The organism is Bacteroides xylanisolvens, from assembly GCF_018289135.1.
GTDB lineage: Bacteria > Bacteroidota > Bacteroidia > Bacteroidales > Bacteroidaceae > Bacteroides > Bacteroides xylanisolvens.
This window is the reverse complement of sequence record NZ_CP072216.1, coordinates 4,537,326-4,557,248: the sequence shown is the minus strand read 5'-3', so window position 1 is coordinate 4,557,248 and position 19,923 is coordinate 4,537,326. Positions and strand designations below refer to the sequence as shown.

Annotated in this window: 14 protein-coding genes; 2 read left to right on the top strand and 12 right to left on the bottom strand. The window is 39.2% G+C overall.

Annotated elements, in window-relative coordinates; genetic code table 11:
* Nucleotide 1 precedes the first annotated feature (1 nt).
* The 7 genes from INE92_RS19040 to INE92_RS19010 all read right to left on the bottom strand — a co-directional run bounded on the left by INE92_RS19040 (nt 2) and on the right by INE92_RS19010 (nt 11,224).
* Nucleotides 2-1,675 (bottom strand): PKD-like family lipoprotein, encoded by a 1,674-nt coding sequence (locus INE92_RS19040; RefSeq protein WP_004316105.1) that lies wholly within the window; start codon nt 1,673-1,675, stop codon nt 2-4.
* A gap of 17 nt (nt 1,676-1,692) precedes the next feature.
* Complete coding sequence (locus tag INE92_RS19035; protein WP_004316104.1) at nt 1,693-2,376, bottom strand: DUF4843 domain-containing protein; 684 nt, start codon at nt 2,374-2,376, stop codon at nt 1,693-1,695.
* Nucleotides 2,377-2,385: 9 nt separating this feature from the next.
* Complete coding sequence (locus tag INE92_RS19030; protein ID WP_004316103.1) at nt 2,386-3,909, bottom strand: RagB/SusD family nutrient uptake outer membrane protein; 1,524 nt, start codon at nt 3,907-3,909, stop codon at nt 2,386-2,388.
* Between the two features lie 16 nt (nt 3,910-3,925).
* On the bottom strand, nt 3,926-7,279 hold the full coding sequence (locus tag INE92_RS19025) for a SusC/RagA family TonB-linked outer membrane protein (protein ID WP_211421231.1): 3,354 nt from the start codon (nt 7,277-7,279) through the stop codon (nt 3,926-3,928).
* A 133-nt stretch (nt 7,280-7,412) separates the two neighbouring features.
* Nucleotides 7,413-8,591, bottom strand: a complete 1,179-nt coding sequence (locus INE92_RS19020) for a FecR family protein (protein ID WP_004316101.1) — start codon at nt 8,589-8,591, stop codon at nt 7,413-7,415.
* 31 nt (nt 8,592-8,622) lie between these two features.
* Nucleotides 8,623-9,132 (bottom strand): sigma-70 family RNA polymerase sigma factor, encoded by a 510-nt coding sequence (locus INE92_RS19015; RefSeq protein ID WP_004316100.1) that lies wholly within the window; start codon nt 9,130-9,132, stop codon nt 8,623-8,625.
* Between the two features lie 43 nt (nt 9,133-9,175).
* Nucleotides 9,176-11,224 carry a helix-hairpin-helix domain-containing protein gene (locus INE92_RS19010; protein ID WP_195436338.1) on the bottom strand — a complete coding sequence of 683 codons (2,049 nt, stop codon included), beginning with the start codon at nt 11,222-11,224 and terminating at the stop codon, nt 9,176-9,178.
* A gap of 144 nt (nt 11,225-11,368) precedes the next feature.
* Between INE92_RS19010 and INE92_RS19005 the strand changes: the two genes are divergently transcribed.
* Entirely contained in the window at nt 11,369-11,947 is a 579-nt protein-coding gene (locus INE92_RS19005) for a DUF4294 domain-containing protein (RefSeq protein ID WP_004308443.1), read from the top strand.
* 360 nt (nt 11,948-12,307) lie between these two features.
* Here the strand turns inward: INE92_RS19005 and INE92_RS19000 are convergent, their stop codons facing one another.
* On the bottom strand, nt 12,308-12,835 hold the full coding sequence (locus INE92_RS19000) for an RNA methyltransferase (RefSeq protein WP_004298728.1): 528 nt from the start codon (nt 12,833-12,835) through the stop codon (nt 12,308-12,310).
* Between the two features lie 501 nt (nt 12,836-13,336).
* Between INE92_RS19000 and nadA the strand changes: the two genes are divergently transcribed.
* Nucleotides 13,337-14,275, top strand: a complete 939-nt coding sequence (gene nadA / locus INE92_RS18995) for a quinolinate synthase NadA (protein WP_195436337.1) — start codon at nt 13,337-13,339, stop codon at nt 14,273-14,275.
* 144 nt (nt 14,276-14,419) lie between these two features.
* Here nadA and INE92_RS18990 read toward each other — a convergent pair whose 3' ends face one another.
* The 4 genes from INE92_RS18990 to leuS form a co-directional block, all read right to left on the bottom strand.
* A complete protein-coding gene (locus tag INE92_RS18990; protein ID WP_195436336.1) occupies nt 14,420-15,262 on the bottom strand; it encodes an OmpA/MotB family protein in 843 nt (280 codons plus the stop codon).
* A gap of 31 nt (nt 15,263-15,293) precedes the next feature.
* Nucleotides 15,294-15,875, bottom strand: a complete 582-nt coding sequence (locus tag INE92_RS18985) for a non-canonical purine NTP diphosphatase (RefSeq protein ID WP_004314157.1) — start codon at nt 15,873-15,875, stop codon at nt 15,294-15,296.
* A gap of 50 nt (nt 15,876-15,925) precedes the next feature.
* A complete protein-coding gene (locus INE92_RS18980; protein ID WP_004314158.1) occupies nt 15,926-16,843 on the bottom strand; it encodes a YitT family protein in 918 nt (305 codons plus the stop codon).
* Nucleotides 16,844-16,967: 124 nt separating this feature from the next.
* The gene (gene leuS, locus INE92_RS18975) at nt 16,968-19,802 is read right to left on the bottom strand and encodes a leucine--tRNA ligase (protein ID WP_074908727.1); all 2,835 of its coding nucleotides are present in this window, start codon (nt 19,800-19,802) and stop codon (nt 16,968-16,970) included.
* Between the last annotated feature and the right edge of the window lie 121 nt (nt 19,803-19,923).

Sequence of the window (19,923 nt, the reverse complement as noted above, 5' to 3'; positions counted from 1 at the left end):
ACTATTCATAATTATAGCTAATATCAACAATCTTCCCAATAGGCTGATCGGGATCTTCGTAAACACAAATGCTGTTTTCTTCACGAGCTACATCGCCCGCCACTGTCAATTGCAATTCGACAACTACACCTTTGTCAGCAGTATTGATACCCAACCCGAGAGACATACCTAGTTTCTCCTTATATTCGCCTATTTCCTCATCGTCATCTTCCTCTCTCACACTTTCAGGGTCCTTAAATTTAAAACTAACTATCTGTGCTGACGGATCAGTTTCATAAGTATAAAGTTCAATTGCCCTTCCGCGACCAAGATCAATGCGATATAATTTATTACCCGATGTCATAAATATAAGGTTTGCCGTATACGCGTAAGAAGCTGCAAATTTTGCTGTTTCTACATTTACTTCGGACGGTAAAGCAATCGTATACCGGGCAGCACAAATCGGATCTTCATCTTGCGCACTGAATTTAAACACAGTCAGCTCTTTTCCGTTATGGGGAGCAGCAATTGCATAAGCAAAATTTCCCCCGTTTCCTCCCGTAACAATGTCATGCACTTCTAAAGACGGATCAATCTTATTTGGATCAAAGACATTTGATTCATCAGACGACATTAAATATGTCCTGACAGGTTTCTGATCAGTCCATTTAGTTCCATAATTACGTATATCTTGAGTAGCCGAATTCGGTACCATATAATCGCTAAAACCCAGAATAGAGGAAGCAAGAAAACGATGATTTTCAGAATCAAAAAACAAATAGCCTCCTCCATACGAACCATAAGCGGAAATGGCGGGAAACTCACTTTCCTTTTTTACTGAGAATGGTACACAAAATCCATCCATAGGAGCACAATATGCTTTTCCACTATTCACAAACAATTCACCATGAGTACTCATCTTATAGAGCTCGATATTCAACGGTTCCCCTTTTCCAGTCGGTTCAAAAAGTATTTTATTCGATGGATATCTCGTTATTAAAGTACTTGGAGTCAACAAGGCCAAGTCCCGATCGGTTACCACCATTAACGCCGGACTTACTTTAAAACCAAAAAAACCCAGCATACTACTTAAAAACGAATCCCCATAGTTTTTTCTTGCACTTACCGCCAAAGGTTTTCCTTCTAACGGAAATGACTGATTCAATTCTGATTTAAAAACATCCGGATAAACATAATATCCTTCCGGAGTACCCTCTATCGCTCCTAATACTCCCTTTCCTTCTTTTTCCTGCAATACAAACCAGCAAGGATTTAAAGGACGAATAATTGCAACTTCACCTATCTGATACCAGGTTGTTCCATTCTTTTTATCCGTAATGACCAACATCAAACCTATATTTTCGGATTCATAAGGCTCGACTGTTACTTTACATTCTTTGCCTACGGAATAATCTTTATAATCACTAAGTCTGTCCGACCCCGCTTTCTTTCCTTCGATTGTTTTCTTCCATTGAAATACAAGGTTTTTCTCATTTTGCTCCAAAGTCTGAGAAATCTCGGGTATAATTGAAACTTCGACTGCTTCCTCTTTAGGCATACGTACCTTCGTTTCAGGTATTACGATATCCATCGTATTTACATCATGATAATCGTAATCTCCCTTGTCATCGTAACAGCCTGTTTGCAATAAAGCCGCTCCGATAAAACTTACTATACAGATGATATATTTCCTCATAACGTTTCTTTTTAATCTTATTCATATTCTATTTCATCACCCTCTTCACCTAAAATCGGTGGATTTCCCTCCTCCTTATATTCTCTATAAGCTTGCTTGATTACATCAATATCTTCATCTTCCAAATCATCCCATACACGTTGACATACATCCATAATAAACATATATTTAGCATCGCTATAACTGCCAAATCCCACATAATCACTCCATTCGGTCGGTTTCAACTCCCATCTGACATTTAAAACGATTTGATTCTTTTCTACCAGACCTTTATCAAACTGATGAAGAGGGTTATTCAAATCAAACTCCAGATAACAACCATAAACATTTCTACCTGCCTCTACTTTCGGACGATTTATTTTATAATAGAATATCTGGCAAACTGTATCAAGGTCAGTATATGTATACTTGCTTTCCAATAATACATCCACTGAATTCTGATAATCATTATTCGGAGTTACTTTCACACAGAAATCACGATTCTCTTTCAAAAAATCTCCTTGTATTCTTACCTCGAAACTGTCTACAGCATAAGGTTCTTTCTTCACATAATCCGTATCAACCAAAGTACGGACATGCGTAGTGCTACCATAGAAATTGATACGAGGTGTCTGGTCATATAAGTCTATCTCGTTTTCACTGCATCCTACATAAATGCCGCAAACAAGAATAGCTAAAACAAAATATATAATACGTTTCATAATGCTTCATCATTTAGAGTTGTTTCCAAAAATATACTCGTCATCCGGCAACGTCATCTGATAATGGGCTTCAGTCATCGTTTCAATCCCACAACCATAATAAGTGCTATAATTATGCGCTTTCAAGAAATAGAAAAGTTGACCTTCCGCGAAATATTCTTTTCTATATTCTTTCATTATCTCATTAATACGTTTAGTCTGGTTTTTGTCTTCTTCCGAAGTATTATCAAGGTCATCATATCCGGTAGTCGGTATTTCATCACTATAAGAGATACCACGTGCAAAACGTACGGTATTTAACGCGTCAGCACTTTCCGATGCAGAAGGAACACATTCTGCTACAATATAATACATTTCGGGTAAGCGTATCAAAGGGATAGCGTCAGCACCGGAATAAGCATATCCGCCATTCAAAGGTTTCTGATTATATTTTCTACAAAAAACATCTGTCCGACTTGCCCCATTAATAACCTCAAACATTTCCGTATTTTTTCTCCAGTCAGTATTCCCTGCATCGGCAGTTTCATAGAAGAATTTAAATTTATCTCCATCCAGATAGAAATGTTGCTGAGTATTGGTATTCTCCATATCCATATAATTTCCAATAAGCAAATTGGAGAATTCATTGACTGTTATTCCAAAGATTTGCTCTGCGTAGCGTATGGAATTGTAATTGGAAGCAGTCTGCGATTTATACAATGTAAAATACTTAGAGGCAGCAATCACTTGTTTAGCGTACTCTGTGGCCAATCCTTTACTTTCCGCATCACCTTTGTAACAATATACACGAGCCAGCATAGCTTTAACCGCATATAGATTCATACGAAACTCACGATTGACAAGAAAATGATTTTTATCTATAAAATCTTCATCCGTCTGATCGGTAAAGAAATCAAGAGGATCACTCTCTTTCAGTAATTTTTCAGCGTCATTCAAATCTTTGAGAATAGCGTCAACCACTTCGCTGGCTGGTAAAACAGGAGTGGCATCCTTATCAAAAGCAATACGGTAGGGTATAGCTTTGGATGCAGGATGTTCTTTATAAACAGGACCGAACATACGCAACAAATCAAAGTGAAGAAAAGCGCGAAGCCCGAGTGCCTCTCCCTTCATAGTTTCATAATAGCGTTCGGTAACTAAAACATCTTTATTTTTGTCTACGTACTCCAAGAAGTTATTAATATTGGCTATGATGTTATACATCGTTGAGTAAATCCCATTCTTCTTACTCAAAAACATGTTCTCATAATCGAACACGATACTTTGGTCGAAAACAGCATTTGTATTATACCCCGGATAATCGGAATATAATCCTGCCAACTCATCCAAATAAGCATAAGTCAAGTCTCCGGCATATAATGTCGTGGTTCCCAACTTCAAATAAATACCTGTAAGCGCATCCTTAAATCCTGATTCCGACTCAAATTGCTTGTCGGTAGGAATAGAAGTCTTCGGAGATACATCCAACCAGTCGCTGCAAGACATAAGTCCCAGCATTGTTGTTGTTAATAGTATATATATTATCTGTTTCATACAAATAGGTTTTTAATTAGAAAGCAACATTCAGAGCAAATGTAAACTGACGGGAATACGGATAGTACAAACCTCTTTCGCGTTTCACTGTAGACCAATAGAAAAAGTCTTCCATATTAAACGTCACTTTAGCGGAACTCAATCCCCAATGACTAATAAATTTTGTATTAGTACGATCCATACGATAGTAAACAGACAACGAACTTCCCTGGAATATATTTTCATCCATTATAAACCGGGAAGTGGCTTTCGTTTCCAAACCGTTAGGATTAAGAATACGGAACTGTGCCTTATCACCCGGTTTCGCCCAACGTAGCTGAGTTACCCGTCGATCTACATTATATTTCAAATTAGCATTTTCCACCTTGTCAAGCAAGGTCTGATTATATACCTGACCGCCAAACTGATACCTGAAGCTGACATCTGCTCCCCAACCTCTGTATGTAAAGGAAGAATTAATATATCCTTGCCATTTAGGTTCTGTATTACCAATAGGTACTACATCATTCGCACTCCAGTTAACGGCACTCGTCATCTCCCCGTTACGTTTCAATAATATTTCATCTCCGGAAGCCGGATCAATACCTAATGAACGTACTACCCAGATACGGGAAAGAGATTCACCTTCTTCATAACGTGGCAACGGCGTATCTTTTAAATCTGATGCACTTTTATCATTTCTGTATTTCATCGCTTCCGATATTTTCAATAGTTTGTCAGTATTATGAGAACCGTTTACTGTAATTGTCCAATAAGCTTGTTTAGCAGTGTTTTTATAAGGAATAGCCGAGAGAGAAATTTCCCAACCCTTATTCTCTATCTTTCCCAGATTTTCCGGATAACTGCTGAAACCAAGAGAAGGAGCAAGACTTATATTGGCAACCATATTATCTGTTATTTTCCGATAATATTCCACACGTGCAGTAAAACGCTGATCGAAAAACCCGAGTTCCAAGGCAAGATTAGTACTTTTTGTAGTCTGCCATTTTAAACTTTCATTATGCATAGCCAAGATTTCCGAACCTGTTGCATCCGACGAGTAATAAGGAAGCAGTAAATTGGAATATGTATAATAACCATGTGCCTGATAAGGATCAAAACCTTGGGAACCGGTCGTACCGTATGTACCCCTCAAAATGAAATCGGAAATAAAAGATACATCTTTCAAAAAGTTCTCTTTTTTCAAATCCCAACGTAATCCGGTTGACCAGAAAGGAGCCCAACGGTTATTTTTTCCAAACTGTGATGAACCGTCCAAGCGTATATTAAAGTCGAACGAATACTTATATTTATAAGAATAGCCTCCAGCAGCTACCCAACCAATGGAGCGCGTTGTCCTCTCATCTCCTGTCACCTTCTCATTATATTTCTTACCAAACAACAAGTTATCCATATTATCATTCGGGAAACCAGTCACATAGTTTCCATAAGTCTCCGAATTATTCTCCAATACACTCATACGTGCATTAGCAGTCAGGTAGTGATCTTCCAGTTGCTTATTCCAGCTTCCTGTTAAATCTATGCCCCAATTGACAGCTTCACTCTGACTTCTGCGATAATCACCTCTTAAGGTAGGATCAGTCACATTATCAAAAAGCGTATGTTGTGCAGGACGAAAAATATCACGATGTCCTACGCTCTTGGACAGATTAAAAGCTCCTTCAAACCGTAATTCATTAGTAGGATTATATTCCACCTTGAAAAGTTCACGTACTGTAAAGTTTTTACTTTGGTCTTTACTGTTGAATGTTGTATTATACATCGGATTCAGGTAGCTCGACTCACCACCCACTCCTTCGAAATTATCAAGCCGTTTTTGTATTTCTCCGTTCTCTCCATACGGACGCAGATAAGGATTCAAGCGGGTATATTCACTAAAACTTCCCCACGGAGACTCATTAGCCACCGAATTATCCAACGTAATACTATTCTTTAACAACACCTTTTTCAGACGATACTGAAAATCAAGTGAACCGGTCAGTACATCACGTTTGCTGTCTTTCATCACACCCGGAGAACTATTATATCCGACATACATCCGATAGCGTAAGGCTTCATCACCACCTTCCAGCGTAACCGTATGTCGTTGTTGGAAAGCTGTTTGCAAAGGCTTGTCCAGCCAATAAGTATTTACTCCTGCCAGCACTTCACGCAATTTAGATTGATAGAGCTGCCATTTTTCAACTGTTTCGCCGCCGTATGTATAAAGTCCGCTTTGCAACTCTGCATCTATCTTCTCTCTTGCATTCATCAAGTTATACCCGGTCATATCCGGAGCTTCAATACGAAGTTCCCCACCATAAGTCACCCAAATCCGTCCCGGTTTGGGAGTCTTGCTTTCGATAACAATTACTCCATTTGCCGCACGCGAACCATAAATAGCCGTAGCTACCGCATCTTTCAACACAACGATGGAAGCAACACGGTCGGGATCCATATCAGCAAGTGTCTGTATACTGATTTCAAATCCGTCCATGATAAGCAGCGGTTGATTGGCATAGGTCTCATATTCGCCCTGAACTGCCAGCACATCATTACTGGCAGAATTTAAATCTACCGTAGCCTGTGCATTCAAATCCATATTTGCACCGCCACGCATACGCATATCAGGCAGATTATTCGGATTAGACCCCATATTGATATTATCCATGATACGAAGCCCGGGAGCGACAGCAGCTATCGCTTTAGCCACATTATTCGTACTATACTTTTTCAGTTCTTCACCCTTGATAGTAACAGCAGAACCAGTGAATCCCTCTTTCTTTCTATTAAACATACCTGTCACCACCACTTCATCGAGTGCTTTTGTATCAGACTTCATCACTACCGACATATAGGATGAAGGATTCAAGAACTGAGTCTCCAAACCTACATACGATATTCTAACCCGACTATCTTTCGAAACATTAGAAAGCTGAAAATTACCATTATTGTCCGTGATAGCCCTAATATTATTGGCATCTTCTACGATAATAGTGGCACCGATAACAGGAAGTCCGTCTTCCTCGGAAAAAACTTTTCCTTTTACTTGTGAAAAAAACTTTTTAGAATCCTCTTTTGTGATATTGATGAATTGTCCGTCAATGTGGTATTTCAACGGATTTTTCCCGATAATCACTTTCAATGCTTCATCGACTGTAGCTTTTTCTACTTTTCCGGTAGAAGTATAAGAACTGATTTCATCGTAGATAAAAAGAACTTTATATCCCGATACTTTTTCAAAACGTTTAAAAATAGAGGGTAATCCTTCATTTTTAAACTCCATTGTTATTTGCTTTTCCTTACCTGTTTGCGCTTCAACACGCCATGAATAGGCAAAAAGGAAAAACAAGAACAAGACAATGAACTTTTGTGCTTGATTCTTTTTCATAAGCCCGAATAGTTAAATAATATTTCATTCTTTTAATTATATACGAAGTTTAAAAAAGAATGGTTACCCTTAAAAGAATTTATTTTTCAGAAATATATATTTCTATTCAGATTTATGACTTTTTGCTCGTTTTTTATTCAATAATTAGTTTTCCTGTTTCAAAATGAGCATGTATCCTCTCCATTCGATTCAATAATTCAATCAAGTGAAAGATGTCTTGGTGACGATTTGCAAAGAAATGCATACGAAGATCCATAATTTTGCTATTGCGGAACTCAATATCTATATTATACCAACGCCCTATTTCTTTCATCATGTCAACCAGGGCAACATCGTCAAAATAGAAAAATCCTTCCTTCCAATATAAAAATGATTCAATGTCCACCTCGTTCACAGCAAACGTTCCGTCAGAAGAAAGCTGTGCACTTTGTCCCGGCATCATTTCAACACTATGAATTCCACAAGTATCGCTAACAGCCACTTTTCCTGTAATGAGCGTAACACGGACATCAATAGGAGAGTAGCTACGCACATTAAATTCCGTTCCTAATACGCGAACCTGTAGATTTCCACTTTTCACAATAAAAGGATGTTTTGCATCTTTAGTAACTTTAAAATAAGCTTCACCTTCCAAAGAGACGACTCTTTCTTTTCCTTTAAAAATCGTAGGGTAAGCTAATCGGCTGTCTGAATTCAAGAAGACTTCGGTTCCTTCGGATAAAACAACTTTGAATGTCTCTCCCCTGGGAATACTTAATCTATGTATCTGTACTTTCTGCTTTCCTACTTCCTTGGTTTCTGTCTGAAGAAGAGCACGACTATAATCTATTTCTTTAGAAGACAACTGTGCAGTAGAGGAAGACGAAAGAGATTCTACCACTTCTTTTAGTGGTTTTATTTCCTTCTCATCATTCACTTGTAAAGTGACTTCTTGGGCAACATGATTGGCTTGAAACACTTGAATGATTTCCGGTTGCGACGAAATCATCATTGCACGCAAAACTAAAATTATGACAACAGCTGCCGCTACACCTGTGATACTGGCCCACAACAGCATGCGTGTATTTTTTCTTCGATTGTTTTTAGAATGTTTATTATGAAAATCTGCCATTTCATTCCGGACATCAATTGCCAGCATATTTTGTTTTTTCTGCATCTCTATCACAATTTCTGCCAAATCAGAACATGCTTGCAAGCATTCCTCATCTTCTTTCAAATTATGTAATTGATCAGCAGTTATATGAGAACGATTCTCCATAATTTCCAGGAGTTCTTCTTCCGACTTGCTTATATTTATATTCTTTTCATCCATAAATAATGTATTCAATATATATATTTACGTTTTAAAGTCTATTCCGGTTACCCTCTTGACCCAATTCTTCGCGAAGAATACGCAAAGCCTTTACTATATTCTTATGAATAGCCGCAACACTTACATTCAATTCTTCGGCCACTTCTTTATATTTCTTATTATGAATATAGCATGCTTCCAATATATGATAATTATAAGGAGTCAACTTTTCCATAGCTTTACGAATACGCAAAACACGAGAATCAGAATGTTGCGAATCGCTTTCTATCATTTTATCAGTTAATTGCGAAGTAAACTCTACATATTCTTCATGGATATTTTGCTTGCGAAGATAGTCAATGCAACGTGTACGAATGATTGTATAAAGATAAGTTTTAGCCGTCGCCTCTTCTATCTTTTCATAATTACGCCACAAATACTCAAAAGCATCACTTACGATATCTCTGCATACCTCAGCGTCATTTATAAAATAATATGCAAAATATACAAACTGTGCATACCATTCATTAAACATTTTGTCAAAAGTAGCCCTGTCATCCATTTAATATCGTATTCTTCTATTATTTTTGGCAGACAAATATACATTAAAACTTAATACGCAGCTGCATTTGTACATCTCCTTTTTTATTTCCACAGATCAAATCATTGCCCGAACCGATCTCATTCCGATCTAAATAGACTGTTTCGCCAAACTTGGTTATGAACAACCAGTGCTTATTCAGTTCATATCTGAGACGGACGCTACAGCGAAATCCACGACCTTGGAAGGACGGTGTGTAGAACGTATAAAGCAATCCGCTTTCCGAAGCATATACGCGCGAATCATAATCCTCTGTAAAAAAGTAACTGCCCTGAACGTCAGCAAACAGCCTGGCCCAAGGCAGTTGGGAGGATATCATTTGTGTAACCTGATATCCTATATTAGCAGCTCTGTCCTGAGAATGAAAATGATTATAATCTAAAGTTGTACGACTGCTTAACACATCTCCTAAAGAATAGTTCAAACGATAACGAAGTTGATGGTGAAAAATAGGAAGTGTTAGTGATCCTTTACTACCTGTCCAATCCCGTTCTTTGCGTTTATAGCGGTACTTCAGATACATGGATAGATAGCTGCGTGGAGTGAAAGTGGCTTGAAGCAATCCGTCTGTTCCGCGAGAGGGTTTATTTACTCTGTATTTTTTCCACGGAAAAGAAAATAAATCGAATGAGGCGAAGAATTTCCAATAGGCAAAAGGAGAAGTCTCCATGCCGATATAATATCCCTGTTCATTTTGTGTCGTACTTCCTTCACCAAAAGAATGGGCAAACATGGCCCAATAGTTATAAGAATAAAACCGGTGTATCAACATGATTTGAGTGTTTTGAACCGGTGAATATTGCAAACGGTTCAAAGATGCCCAACCTTGTTTTCCTATGGCCGTCTCTCCTTGAAAAGAAAAACGATGCCAGCGATAAGCATAATCAATCCCCAGATTATAGAAGTTGTTTCCATGAAGATTGTATTTGGAATAGCCTGTTAATTCCGGTTCATAAGGTTGGTTGAAAAGGTAGTAAATACCGGTGATACCCAGTCGGATACGGTTGTGTTGATAACTCACGTTTCCACCTGTTAATTGCATGGTGAACAGGTTCTTTTTATCTGCTTCCTTTTGACTTCGATGTAGCCCGGTTTTATAGATAGAGGTGATTGCTCCATCAGTGATTACTCCATCTAATAAACGGTGTGAATAGAAACCGGAAAGATCCCAATCTTTAGATAAAGCAACAGTGGCAGCCACTCCCCGAAAATAATTGTATTCATCGCTGGAAGAGTGTTTCTTTATTCCGCCACTGCGATTGTTGAAGGAAGAGGCATAAATTGTTTTTCCCATCAGATAATCAGTGCTAATCACTAATCCTTGTCCGAAACTAAGCCGATAGTTACCAACAGCTAATGCTTTTAATCGTCCACAATCTTTTAATAACAGATAAAAGGAATAATAATCATAGCCGTAGCGATTGTGTAAAGCTCCAAAAGGTTCTCCAGCATCTTTTTCAGCAACGACTCCTGCATAGAGTCGGTCACTGTATCGGAAACTGTATTTCACAGAGTTATAAACAGAAGGTCCTAAATAGGTATGTTCATAACCTTTTCGCCTATAAAATGGTATATCAAAGCGAGTTAACAGCTCATTTTTTCCATATTTCGCTGCGCTTTTCAACAGACTTTTCCACCGAAAAGCAGGTTCATTGTTAATAGCTTTTATACAGACAAAAGGTAGTAAATACTGGATTGTTTGCCTATCCATCTCTTCTACCAGTTGAAGTTCATAGATGGTTTTCATCTGTCCGTGTATATAGATGTAGGCCAGCAAATGTTCAATCTGAATATCACTAAGGAAAGGAAACTGTTCGAGTTGTTCACGGGTAGCAACATTCAAATTAACTGGTTCCTGCATACGATTGGAAAGTTCTTCCAATTCATTTTCCCAATTAGGAGTATTAACAGAGTTATCAGTTCCGTTATTAACGGATAAATCTTCAAGAACATCTTCTAAAAGACTTTCAGAAAGGTTTTGAGCACTACAAGCAGGAATTATTAACAGGCTGTTTATAATACTTATCAACCGTAAAAGTTGAATAGTTTTCATCAATAAAATGGTTTATTCTTCCTGCTTTTTAACAGATAAGGCCGCAAAGATACTTTAAATAGGTTAACATCGAAGAGAAATGTCTGAATAATAAAATTTTAATTCTATTTTTGTATCGTGAAAAGAAGGCTTAACATAGTAGTAATGACGCTGTTTGCTATTGTTTGTTGTTCGTTGCGCCTGCAAGCTCAAGATAAACAAAGCATCAATGGATATTTGGTTCCGATGTGTATCTACAATGGAGATACCATTCCATGTGTCCAGTTAAGAACTGTGTATATTTTCCGTCCGTTGAAATTCAAAAATGAAAAGGAACGTCAGGAATATTACCGACTGATTCGCAATGTGAAAAAGGTATATCCTATCTCCAGAGAAATTAACCAGGCCATCATTGAAACTTACGAATATCTTCAGACTTTGCCCAATGAGAAAGCCCGCCAAAAACATATCAAACGGGTTGAAAAAGGATTGAAAGATCAATATACTCCCCGAATGAAAAAACTATCGTTTGCACAGGGGAAACTGTTGATTAAATTAATAGACCGCCAAAGCAATTCTACCAGTTATGAACTGGTGAAAGCATTTATGGGACCTTTCAAAGCGGGATTCTATCAGACTTTTGCTGCATTGTTCGGAGCCAGTTTAAAAAAAGAATATGATCCGCAAGGTGAGGACAAACTAACAGAACGTGTAGTGTTGATGGTGGAGAACGGACAAATCTAAAATCAATCGGCTTATAAGTTTATCAACCTCATAAACCAATTGATCACTACTCAACCATACTAGTTATCATTTCAAGAATTAACAAACTTCCTGTAAGGTATTAATTTCCGGTTTCTCAGAAGTTAATACTTGAGTTCCCAGCTATTAATATGTATCATATAGGCTGTTAATACCTGACAACTCAAGTATCAACAGCCTGAAAACGAACTATCAACAACTATAATAATAACTACCCAACACCCATAGAATCAACATGGCTCCATATAGTTATAAACAGAACATAGTTATTGATTATAAATGAATTAACTAAGCTATTAACTCGTTATAAACAACTTATTAACCAATCCTGTATTATGACTATTAGTGTAACTTTTTGAACAAATCCCAAATCACAATACCAGTAGTTACAGAAACATTCAACGAATGTTTTGTACCATATTGAGGAATCTCTATACAGCCATCCGAATGGTTAATAACCTCCTGCTGTACCCCTTTCACTTCGTTTCCCATAACGATAGCGTACTTCTTGGTTTTATCCAGCTGGAGTTCATCAAGCATGATGCTTCCTTCCGCCTGCTCTACAGAATAAACGATATACCCTTCATTTTTGAGGTTATCAACAGCATCAACAGCGTTATTAACATACTTCCAGTCGACAGTGAACTCTGCACCCAGCGCAGTCTTATGCATTTCAGGGTGCGGTGGGGTAGCTGTTATACCACACAGATAGATACATTCAATACGGAAAGCATCCGAAGTACGGAACACAGAACCTATATTATGCAAACTACGAATATCATCCAGCACTACCACCAGAGGCAGTTTTTCAACCTGTTTAAACTCTTCGGCACTGATACGGTTCAGCTCTGTTATTTTCAGTTTACGCATACGTCTTTTCTTTTATTATGTTCTTGTCCACAAAGGTAATTCTTTTCAGTTAACAAGGTGTTGATAACGGTTTAAAACCTGTCAAAACTATCGGCAAAGATTTTGAAAAATAATTCTTGCATTATTCAAAAGAAGATATAAGAGGCCTTCATTATGAACATTCCAAAAAACTAACCCAAAACTTTCTACACAGACATAAACATATTTTTCAGCACTTATCTGCCTGTTTATATCCATAAAGTTTTTAACTTTGCACTTTATCAACAGGGAGTTAATAGCAAACTTCCATTTGACGGCATTTAACGATGCTTTCATTGATAATGAAGCAAGTAGGATAGGATATCTTGCCCTTTATATCAGTTCATAACCGACTCATAAAGCAGAAGTATGGACTAATAACTTATCCGGCAAGAAAAATCGTATTTATTTGCTAACATTATTAACAGGCTATCATCACTAACAAAGGATTTTTTTTAAAAGGAAAGAAATAAGAATATTATTATGAATGAACTCATAAAGGCTATTAACGAGCTAAAGAAAGAAAAGAATGCAATCATTCTGGGCCACTACTACCAGAAGGGGGAAATACAAGACATCGCTGATTACGTTGGCGACAGTTTGGCATTGGCTCAATGGGCAGCCAAGACGGAAGCGGACATTATTGTGATGTGTGGCGTTCACTTTATGGGGGAAACGGCAAAAGTGCTTTGTCCGGACAAGAAAGTGTTGGTACCCGACATGGCGGCAGGTTGTTCGTTGGCGGACAGTTGTCCGGCAGATCAGTTTGCACAGTTTGTCGAAGAACACCCGGGATACACCGTTATTTCGTACGTCAACACAACAGCTACCGTGAAAGCAGTGACAGATGTGGTGGTGACTTCCACCAATGCGAAGCAGATCGTGGAAAGCTTCCCCAAAGATGAGAAAATAATCTTTGGTCCGGATAGGAATTTGGGTAATTATATCAACTCTGTTACGAACAGGAATATGCTTCTTTGGGACGGAGCTTGTCACGTGCACGAACAGTTCTCTGTTGAAAAGATTGTGGAATTGAAAGCGCAGCATCCCGAAGCATTGGTGTTGGCCCATCCCGAATGTAAGAGCACAGTTTTGAAACTGGCTGATGTGGTAGGATCTACAGCTGCTTTGTTGAAGTATGCCGTGAACCATCCGGAAAACACGTATATTGTGGCTACCGAATCGGGTATCTTGCATGAGATGCAGAAGAAGTGTCTGCAGACGACGTTTATTCCTGCTCCTCCGAACGATAGTACGTGTGGATGTAATGAGTGTAGCTTCATGCGGTTGAATACGTTAGAGAAGCTCTATGAGTGTCTGAAGAATGAAGCACCGGAAATTACGGTAGATCCGGAGGTGGCTAAGAAGGCAGTGAAGCCGATTCAACGAATGTTGGAGATTTCGGCTAAGTTGGGATTATAAAGAAATTTGGTTTTTATTATTGTTCTTGAATGAATAACAGTTAGAAACTGTCTTAAAATAATTCAATTCTTTAAAGATAAAAAAATCCTCCCAGTTTATTAACCGAGAGGATTTTTTATTGTTGATTATTGAATCAATTATTTTTTATTTGGATTCTTCCGAACTTTGAAGCATTTGGAACAACTTATCCAGTTTCGGAGCCATGATAATCTCCGTACGGCGATTCTTGCTTCTTCCTTCTATTGTTTCGTTATCATCAACAGGCATATATTCACCGCGGCCGCTAGGTTGAATCTGCAAAGGATTTACATTGTAATTCTTGATGAGGATACGAACTACGGAAGTGGCACGGATCACACTCAAATCCCAGTTATCCTTGAATTGTACAGTATTGATCGGTTTGTTGTCCGTATGTCCTTCGATAAATACGTCGATGTCCGTTTGTTTGTTCAGTACTTCGGCCAGTTTACCGAGAGCTTCCTCTCCACGTTTGTCCAGGCGGGCACTTCCTGACTGGAATAATAATTTGTCGGACATCGCTACATATACTTTTCCGTCTTTCTCGCGAACGGTCAGCTCGTCAGTACTAAAACCAAGTAATGCGTCTTTTACATTACTCAAGAGATTTTGTACCTTATCATTCTGCGCCTTAATCATGTCTTGCAATTCATTGATCGTGCGTTCTCTTTCGTTCAGCTCATTTTTCTTTTGGCTCAACAGCGCATTCAGTTTTTCCTGTTCAGTCATGTTGACATTCAACATACTCTGATACTGGCGGATACTGTTCCCCATCTTGGTCGTATCACGCAAGAGGTTTTTGACTTGTGTCGATAGCTGGTTACCAACTTCGCGGGAGTTATTCAACAACCCTTGCAGACTGTCTTTGCTTGCGGTGGCTGCCATCTCTGCAAGCATGAACTTCTTTTTTGTTACACACGAAGTACACAATAGGAGCGTAAGTAAAGTAAATAAAGTAATTTTCTTCATTGTGTTTTATATTTTAAGTGGGTATGTATAATCAGCTTTGCAGAAACTCACAAAGTTTCTGTACAGCCAGTGCACGATGGCTGATTTGGTTTTTTATATCATTTCCCAATTCGGCAAAAGTCCGGTCGTAACCTTCAGGCATGAATACAGGATCGTAGCCAAATCCGGAATCACCACGTTTTTCTTTGATTATTTCGCCTTTTATCACTCCTTCAAAGAGATACTCCTTTCCGTCCAGTATCAACGAAATAGCGGTACGGAATTGTGCTTTACGGTTTTCTTTTCCGTCCAGTTCGTGAAGAAGTTTGAGCATATTTGCCTGGGCGTCGTGTCCTTCACCTCCTGCATAGCGGGCGGAATAGACTCCGGGAGCTCCGTTCAAGGCTTCCACTTCCAATCCCGTATCATCGGCAAAACAATCCAGATGATAGTTTTTGTAGATATAGGAAGATTTTAATAACGCATTTCCTTCCAGTGTTTCAGCAGTTTCGGGAATATCCGTTTGGCAACCGATATCATTGAGACTTAATAATTCTACTTGATCTCCCAGGATAGCGGCTACTTCTTCTAGTTTATGAGCATTATTGGTAGCAAATACAAGTTTGCGTTTCATCATCTTATTTTTTGTTTTAACAGGGTTGTTCACTACTTATCAACCGGTTCTTATTTTACTTTCAGCTTATCGAATCCTTCGCCATACACACCGATAACGGAACTTTGAGAGATAAAAGCATTCGGATCAATGCGTTTTACCAAACGGAAAATTTCGAGTGACTGACGTTTCTTGGCAAGTACTACCAATACTTTCACATTGTTTTTACTGTACCATCCCGTACCGTCGAGTACCGTTACTCCCCGGTCGGCGTCTTTAATGATACGGTCGGCTATTTCATCATATTTCTTGGAGAAGATGAAGAATTGAACCGATTGACGAGCACTGTTGATAATCCAGTCGAGCACAACACCAATAATAAACAGGGTGACAAAACCGAAAATAACCCGGCGCCAATCATGAAATATAAAGTAACAGGAGCTGATAATGAATACATCACATATCATAATCATTCGTCCAAGTGATACATCTTTGTATTTATTGACGATGGCCGCGATAATATCTGTTCCGCCCGTACTTCCATTGTAGTTGAAAGTGATACCGAGGCCTACACCACACATGGCTGCACCGATAATACAAGCCATGAAGTCCTGTCCTGTACCAAGCAATAGCGGCTTGCCGTCCGGCGTCATATCCGGTGCTTCTACGTAATTGTTCACCACCAACTGGAATAACCAAAGCAGAAAAGTCAGCGTAAAAATAGCATAAGTGGTTTTTATACTAAATTTTGGACCTAATACCCGGATTGCGAAGGTCATCAGAACTGCATTAATGATGAAGTATGACCATTGGATTGGGAATCCTGTTGCATAATAGATAATAGCCCCGATACCGGTAGTTCCTCCGGTAGTTATCTGATAAGGTAACAGGAATGCAGCCCATCCCAAAGAATAGCTTATCAATCCGAGAGTGATGTAGATATAATCTTTCACTTCTCTCATTATTTCCGCTTTTGTCAGTTTATGCATGGATTTTAAGTTCAAGTATTAAGTAATAAGTATTAAGTATTAACCTGGCGGATATATTTGGAAAACGACTACGGATAATACTTAATACTTATTACTTAATACTTATTGTTTTATACTTAATACTTTAAATTACAATGTTTACAATCTTTTTCGGAACGACAATGATCTTTTTCGGAGTCTTGCCATCAATCCACTTTTGTGAACGTTCGTCGGCCAATACTGCGGCTTGGATAGTGTCCGAAGCTTCATCTGCTGCAAATTCCATATTGAAACGTGCCTTTCCGTTGAAAGAGATGGTATAGTTGATAGTATCTTCTTTCAGATATTCTTCGTTGTATGCAGGCCATTGGGCGTCGCATACGGAAGTTTCGTGTCCCAATACATCCCACAACTCTTCGCAGACATGTGGAGCGAAAGGAGCGAGAGTGATAACGAGCTGTTCCAGAATCTCTTTTTTGCTGCATTTCAGGTTGAAGAGTTCGTTTACGCAAATCATGAATGCGCTGATAGATGTATTGTAAGAGAACTGTTCAATATCACCAGTCACCTTCTTGATTAATTTATGAAGGCTCTTCAATTCTTCTTTTGTTGCAGGTTCGTCTGTCACCAGATATTCGTCCGTACGGCTGTAGAACAACGACCAGAATTTACGGATAAAACGGTGTACACCGTCGATTCCGTTTGTATCCCACGGTTTAGACTGTTCTACCGGGCCAAGGAACATTTCATACATACGAAGTGTATCCGCACCGTATTTCTCAACAATCATATCTGGATTGACTACATTGAACATAGATTTACTCATTTTTTCAACTGCCCATCCGCAAACATATTTTCCGTCTTCGAGGATAAATTCGGCTGTTTTATATTCAGGACGCCATGCTTTGAATGCTTCCAAATCCAAAATATCATTAGATACGATATTTACGTCTACATGGATAGGAGTAACTTCGTACTGATCTTTCAGGTTCAGTGAAACGAAAGTATTGGTGTCTTTGATACGATATACAAAGTTACTGCGACCTTGAATCATTCCTTGGTTTACTAACTTTTGGAATGGCTCTTCCATTACAGACACACCCATGTCATACAGGAATTTATTCCAAAAACGAGAATAAATCAAGTGGCCTGTTGCATGTTCGGTACCACCTACATATAGGTCTACATTTTTCCAGTACTGGTCAATTTTCGGATCAACTAATGCCTGATGATTATGCGGGTCCATGTAGCGGAGATAATAAGCCGAAGAACCGGCGAATCCCGGCATGGTGTTCAGTTCCAGTGGGAAGACGGTTACATGGTCGATCTTCTCATTTTCTACGACACATTTGTTTACTGTATCCCAAGCCCATTTAGTTGCGTGTCCCAATGGAGGCTCACCTGTTTCGGTAGGCAGGAATTTAGCGACTTCCGGAAGTTCCAGCGGCAGACTGGCTTCGTCAATCATATAGGGCATTCCGTCTTTGTAGTAAACAGGGAACGGCTCACCCCAGTAACGTTGGCGAGAGAAAATAGCGTCACGCAGACGGTAGTTCACTTTCACACGGCCCAGATTGTGCTCTTTTACATATTTCTTGGTTGTTTCTATCGCTTCTTTGATGGTCAGTCCGTTCAATGAAAGATCACAGTAAGGAGTGACATCAAGACGCGGAGAGTTGCAAACAATGCCTTCTTTTGCATCGAAACTTTCTTCGCTAACATCACAACCTTCTACCAACGGACGGATTTCCAATCCGAAATGTTTGGCAAATGCATAGTCGCGGCTATCATGAGCAGGTACAGCCATAATAGCTCCTGTTCCGTATCCGGCCAGTACGTAATCGCTGATCCATACAGGCACTGCTTCACCTGTGAACGGATTGATAGCATACGAACCACTGAACACACCGGTAACACTACGGTCGGCAATACGTTCGCGTTCCGTACGTTTTTTGGTACGATCGAGGTAGGCGTCTACTTCTGCTTTTTGTTCAGGAGTCGTTAACTGTGCCACCAATTCACTTTCCGGAGCCAATACCATAAAGGTAACACCGAACATGGTATCTGCACGAGTGGTGAAAATAGTGAATTCGAGGTCACTGTCTTTTACTTTGAATTGCACTTCAGCACCTTCCGAACGTCCGATCCAGTTTCTTTGGGTTTCTTTCAGAGAATCTGTCCATTCGATCGTGTCCAATCCATCAAGCAAGCGTTGTGCGTAAGCGGATACACGCAGACACCATTGGCGCATTTTCTTCTGGATAACAGGAAAACCGCCACGTTCGCTGACTCCGTCTACTACCTCGTCGTTAGCCAGTACAGTTCCTAATTCGGCACACCAGTTTACCATTGTTTCACCCAGATAAGCGATACGATAGTTCATCAAGATTTCCTGCTTTTCTTTTTCGCTTTTGGCGTTCCACTCTTCGGCAGTAAAGCTGATATCTTCGCTGCAAGCGGCATTGAGTCCTTCGTTTCCGTAGATGGCGAAGGCTTTTTCCAGTTCTTCGATAGGACGGGCTTCCTGTTCATCGTTACAATAATAGCTGTTGAACATTTTTTGGAAGGCCCATTGGGTCCAATGATAATATTCCGGGTCGCAAGTACGGATTTCACGGTTCCAGTCGAAAGAGAAACCTATTTTGTCCAACTGCTCGCGGTAGCGGTCGATATTGTTGACGGTAGTGATAGCAGGATGCTGTCCGGTCTGGATAGCATATTGTTCTGCCGGCAGACCGTAAGCGTCATATCCCATTGGGTTGAGTACATTGAAGCCCTGCAGTCGTTTGTAACGGGCGTAAATATCCGAAGCAATGTATCCCAGCGGATGACCTACGTGTAGACCAGCTCCTGATGGGTAAGGAAACATGTTTAGTACATAAAATTTTTGCTTCGAATCATCTTCCGTAACTTGGTAGGTTTTCTCTTCTACCCACCTTTTCTGCCACTTCTTTTCAATTTCTCTGAAATTGTACTCCATAGTGATAAAGTTTTTATTTATAGTGATTTATACTGTTATTTCTAATTCGAGGCACAAATTTACGTGTTTATTTTCAGATAACCACGCTTTCCCTATTGACTTTCTTCTTTTTATTTTGTAT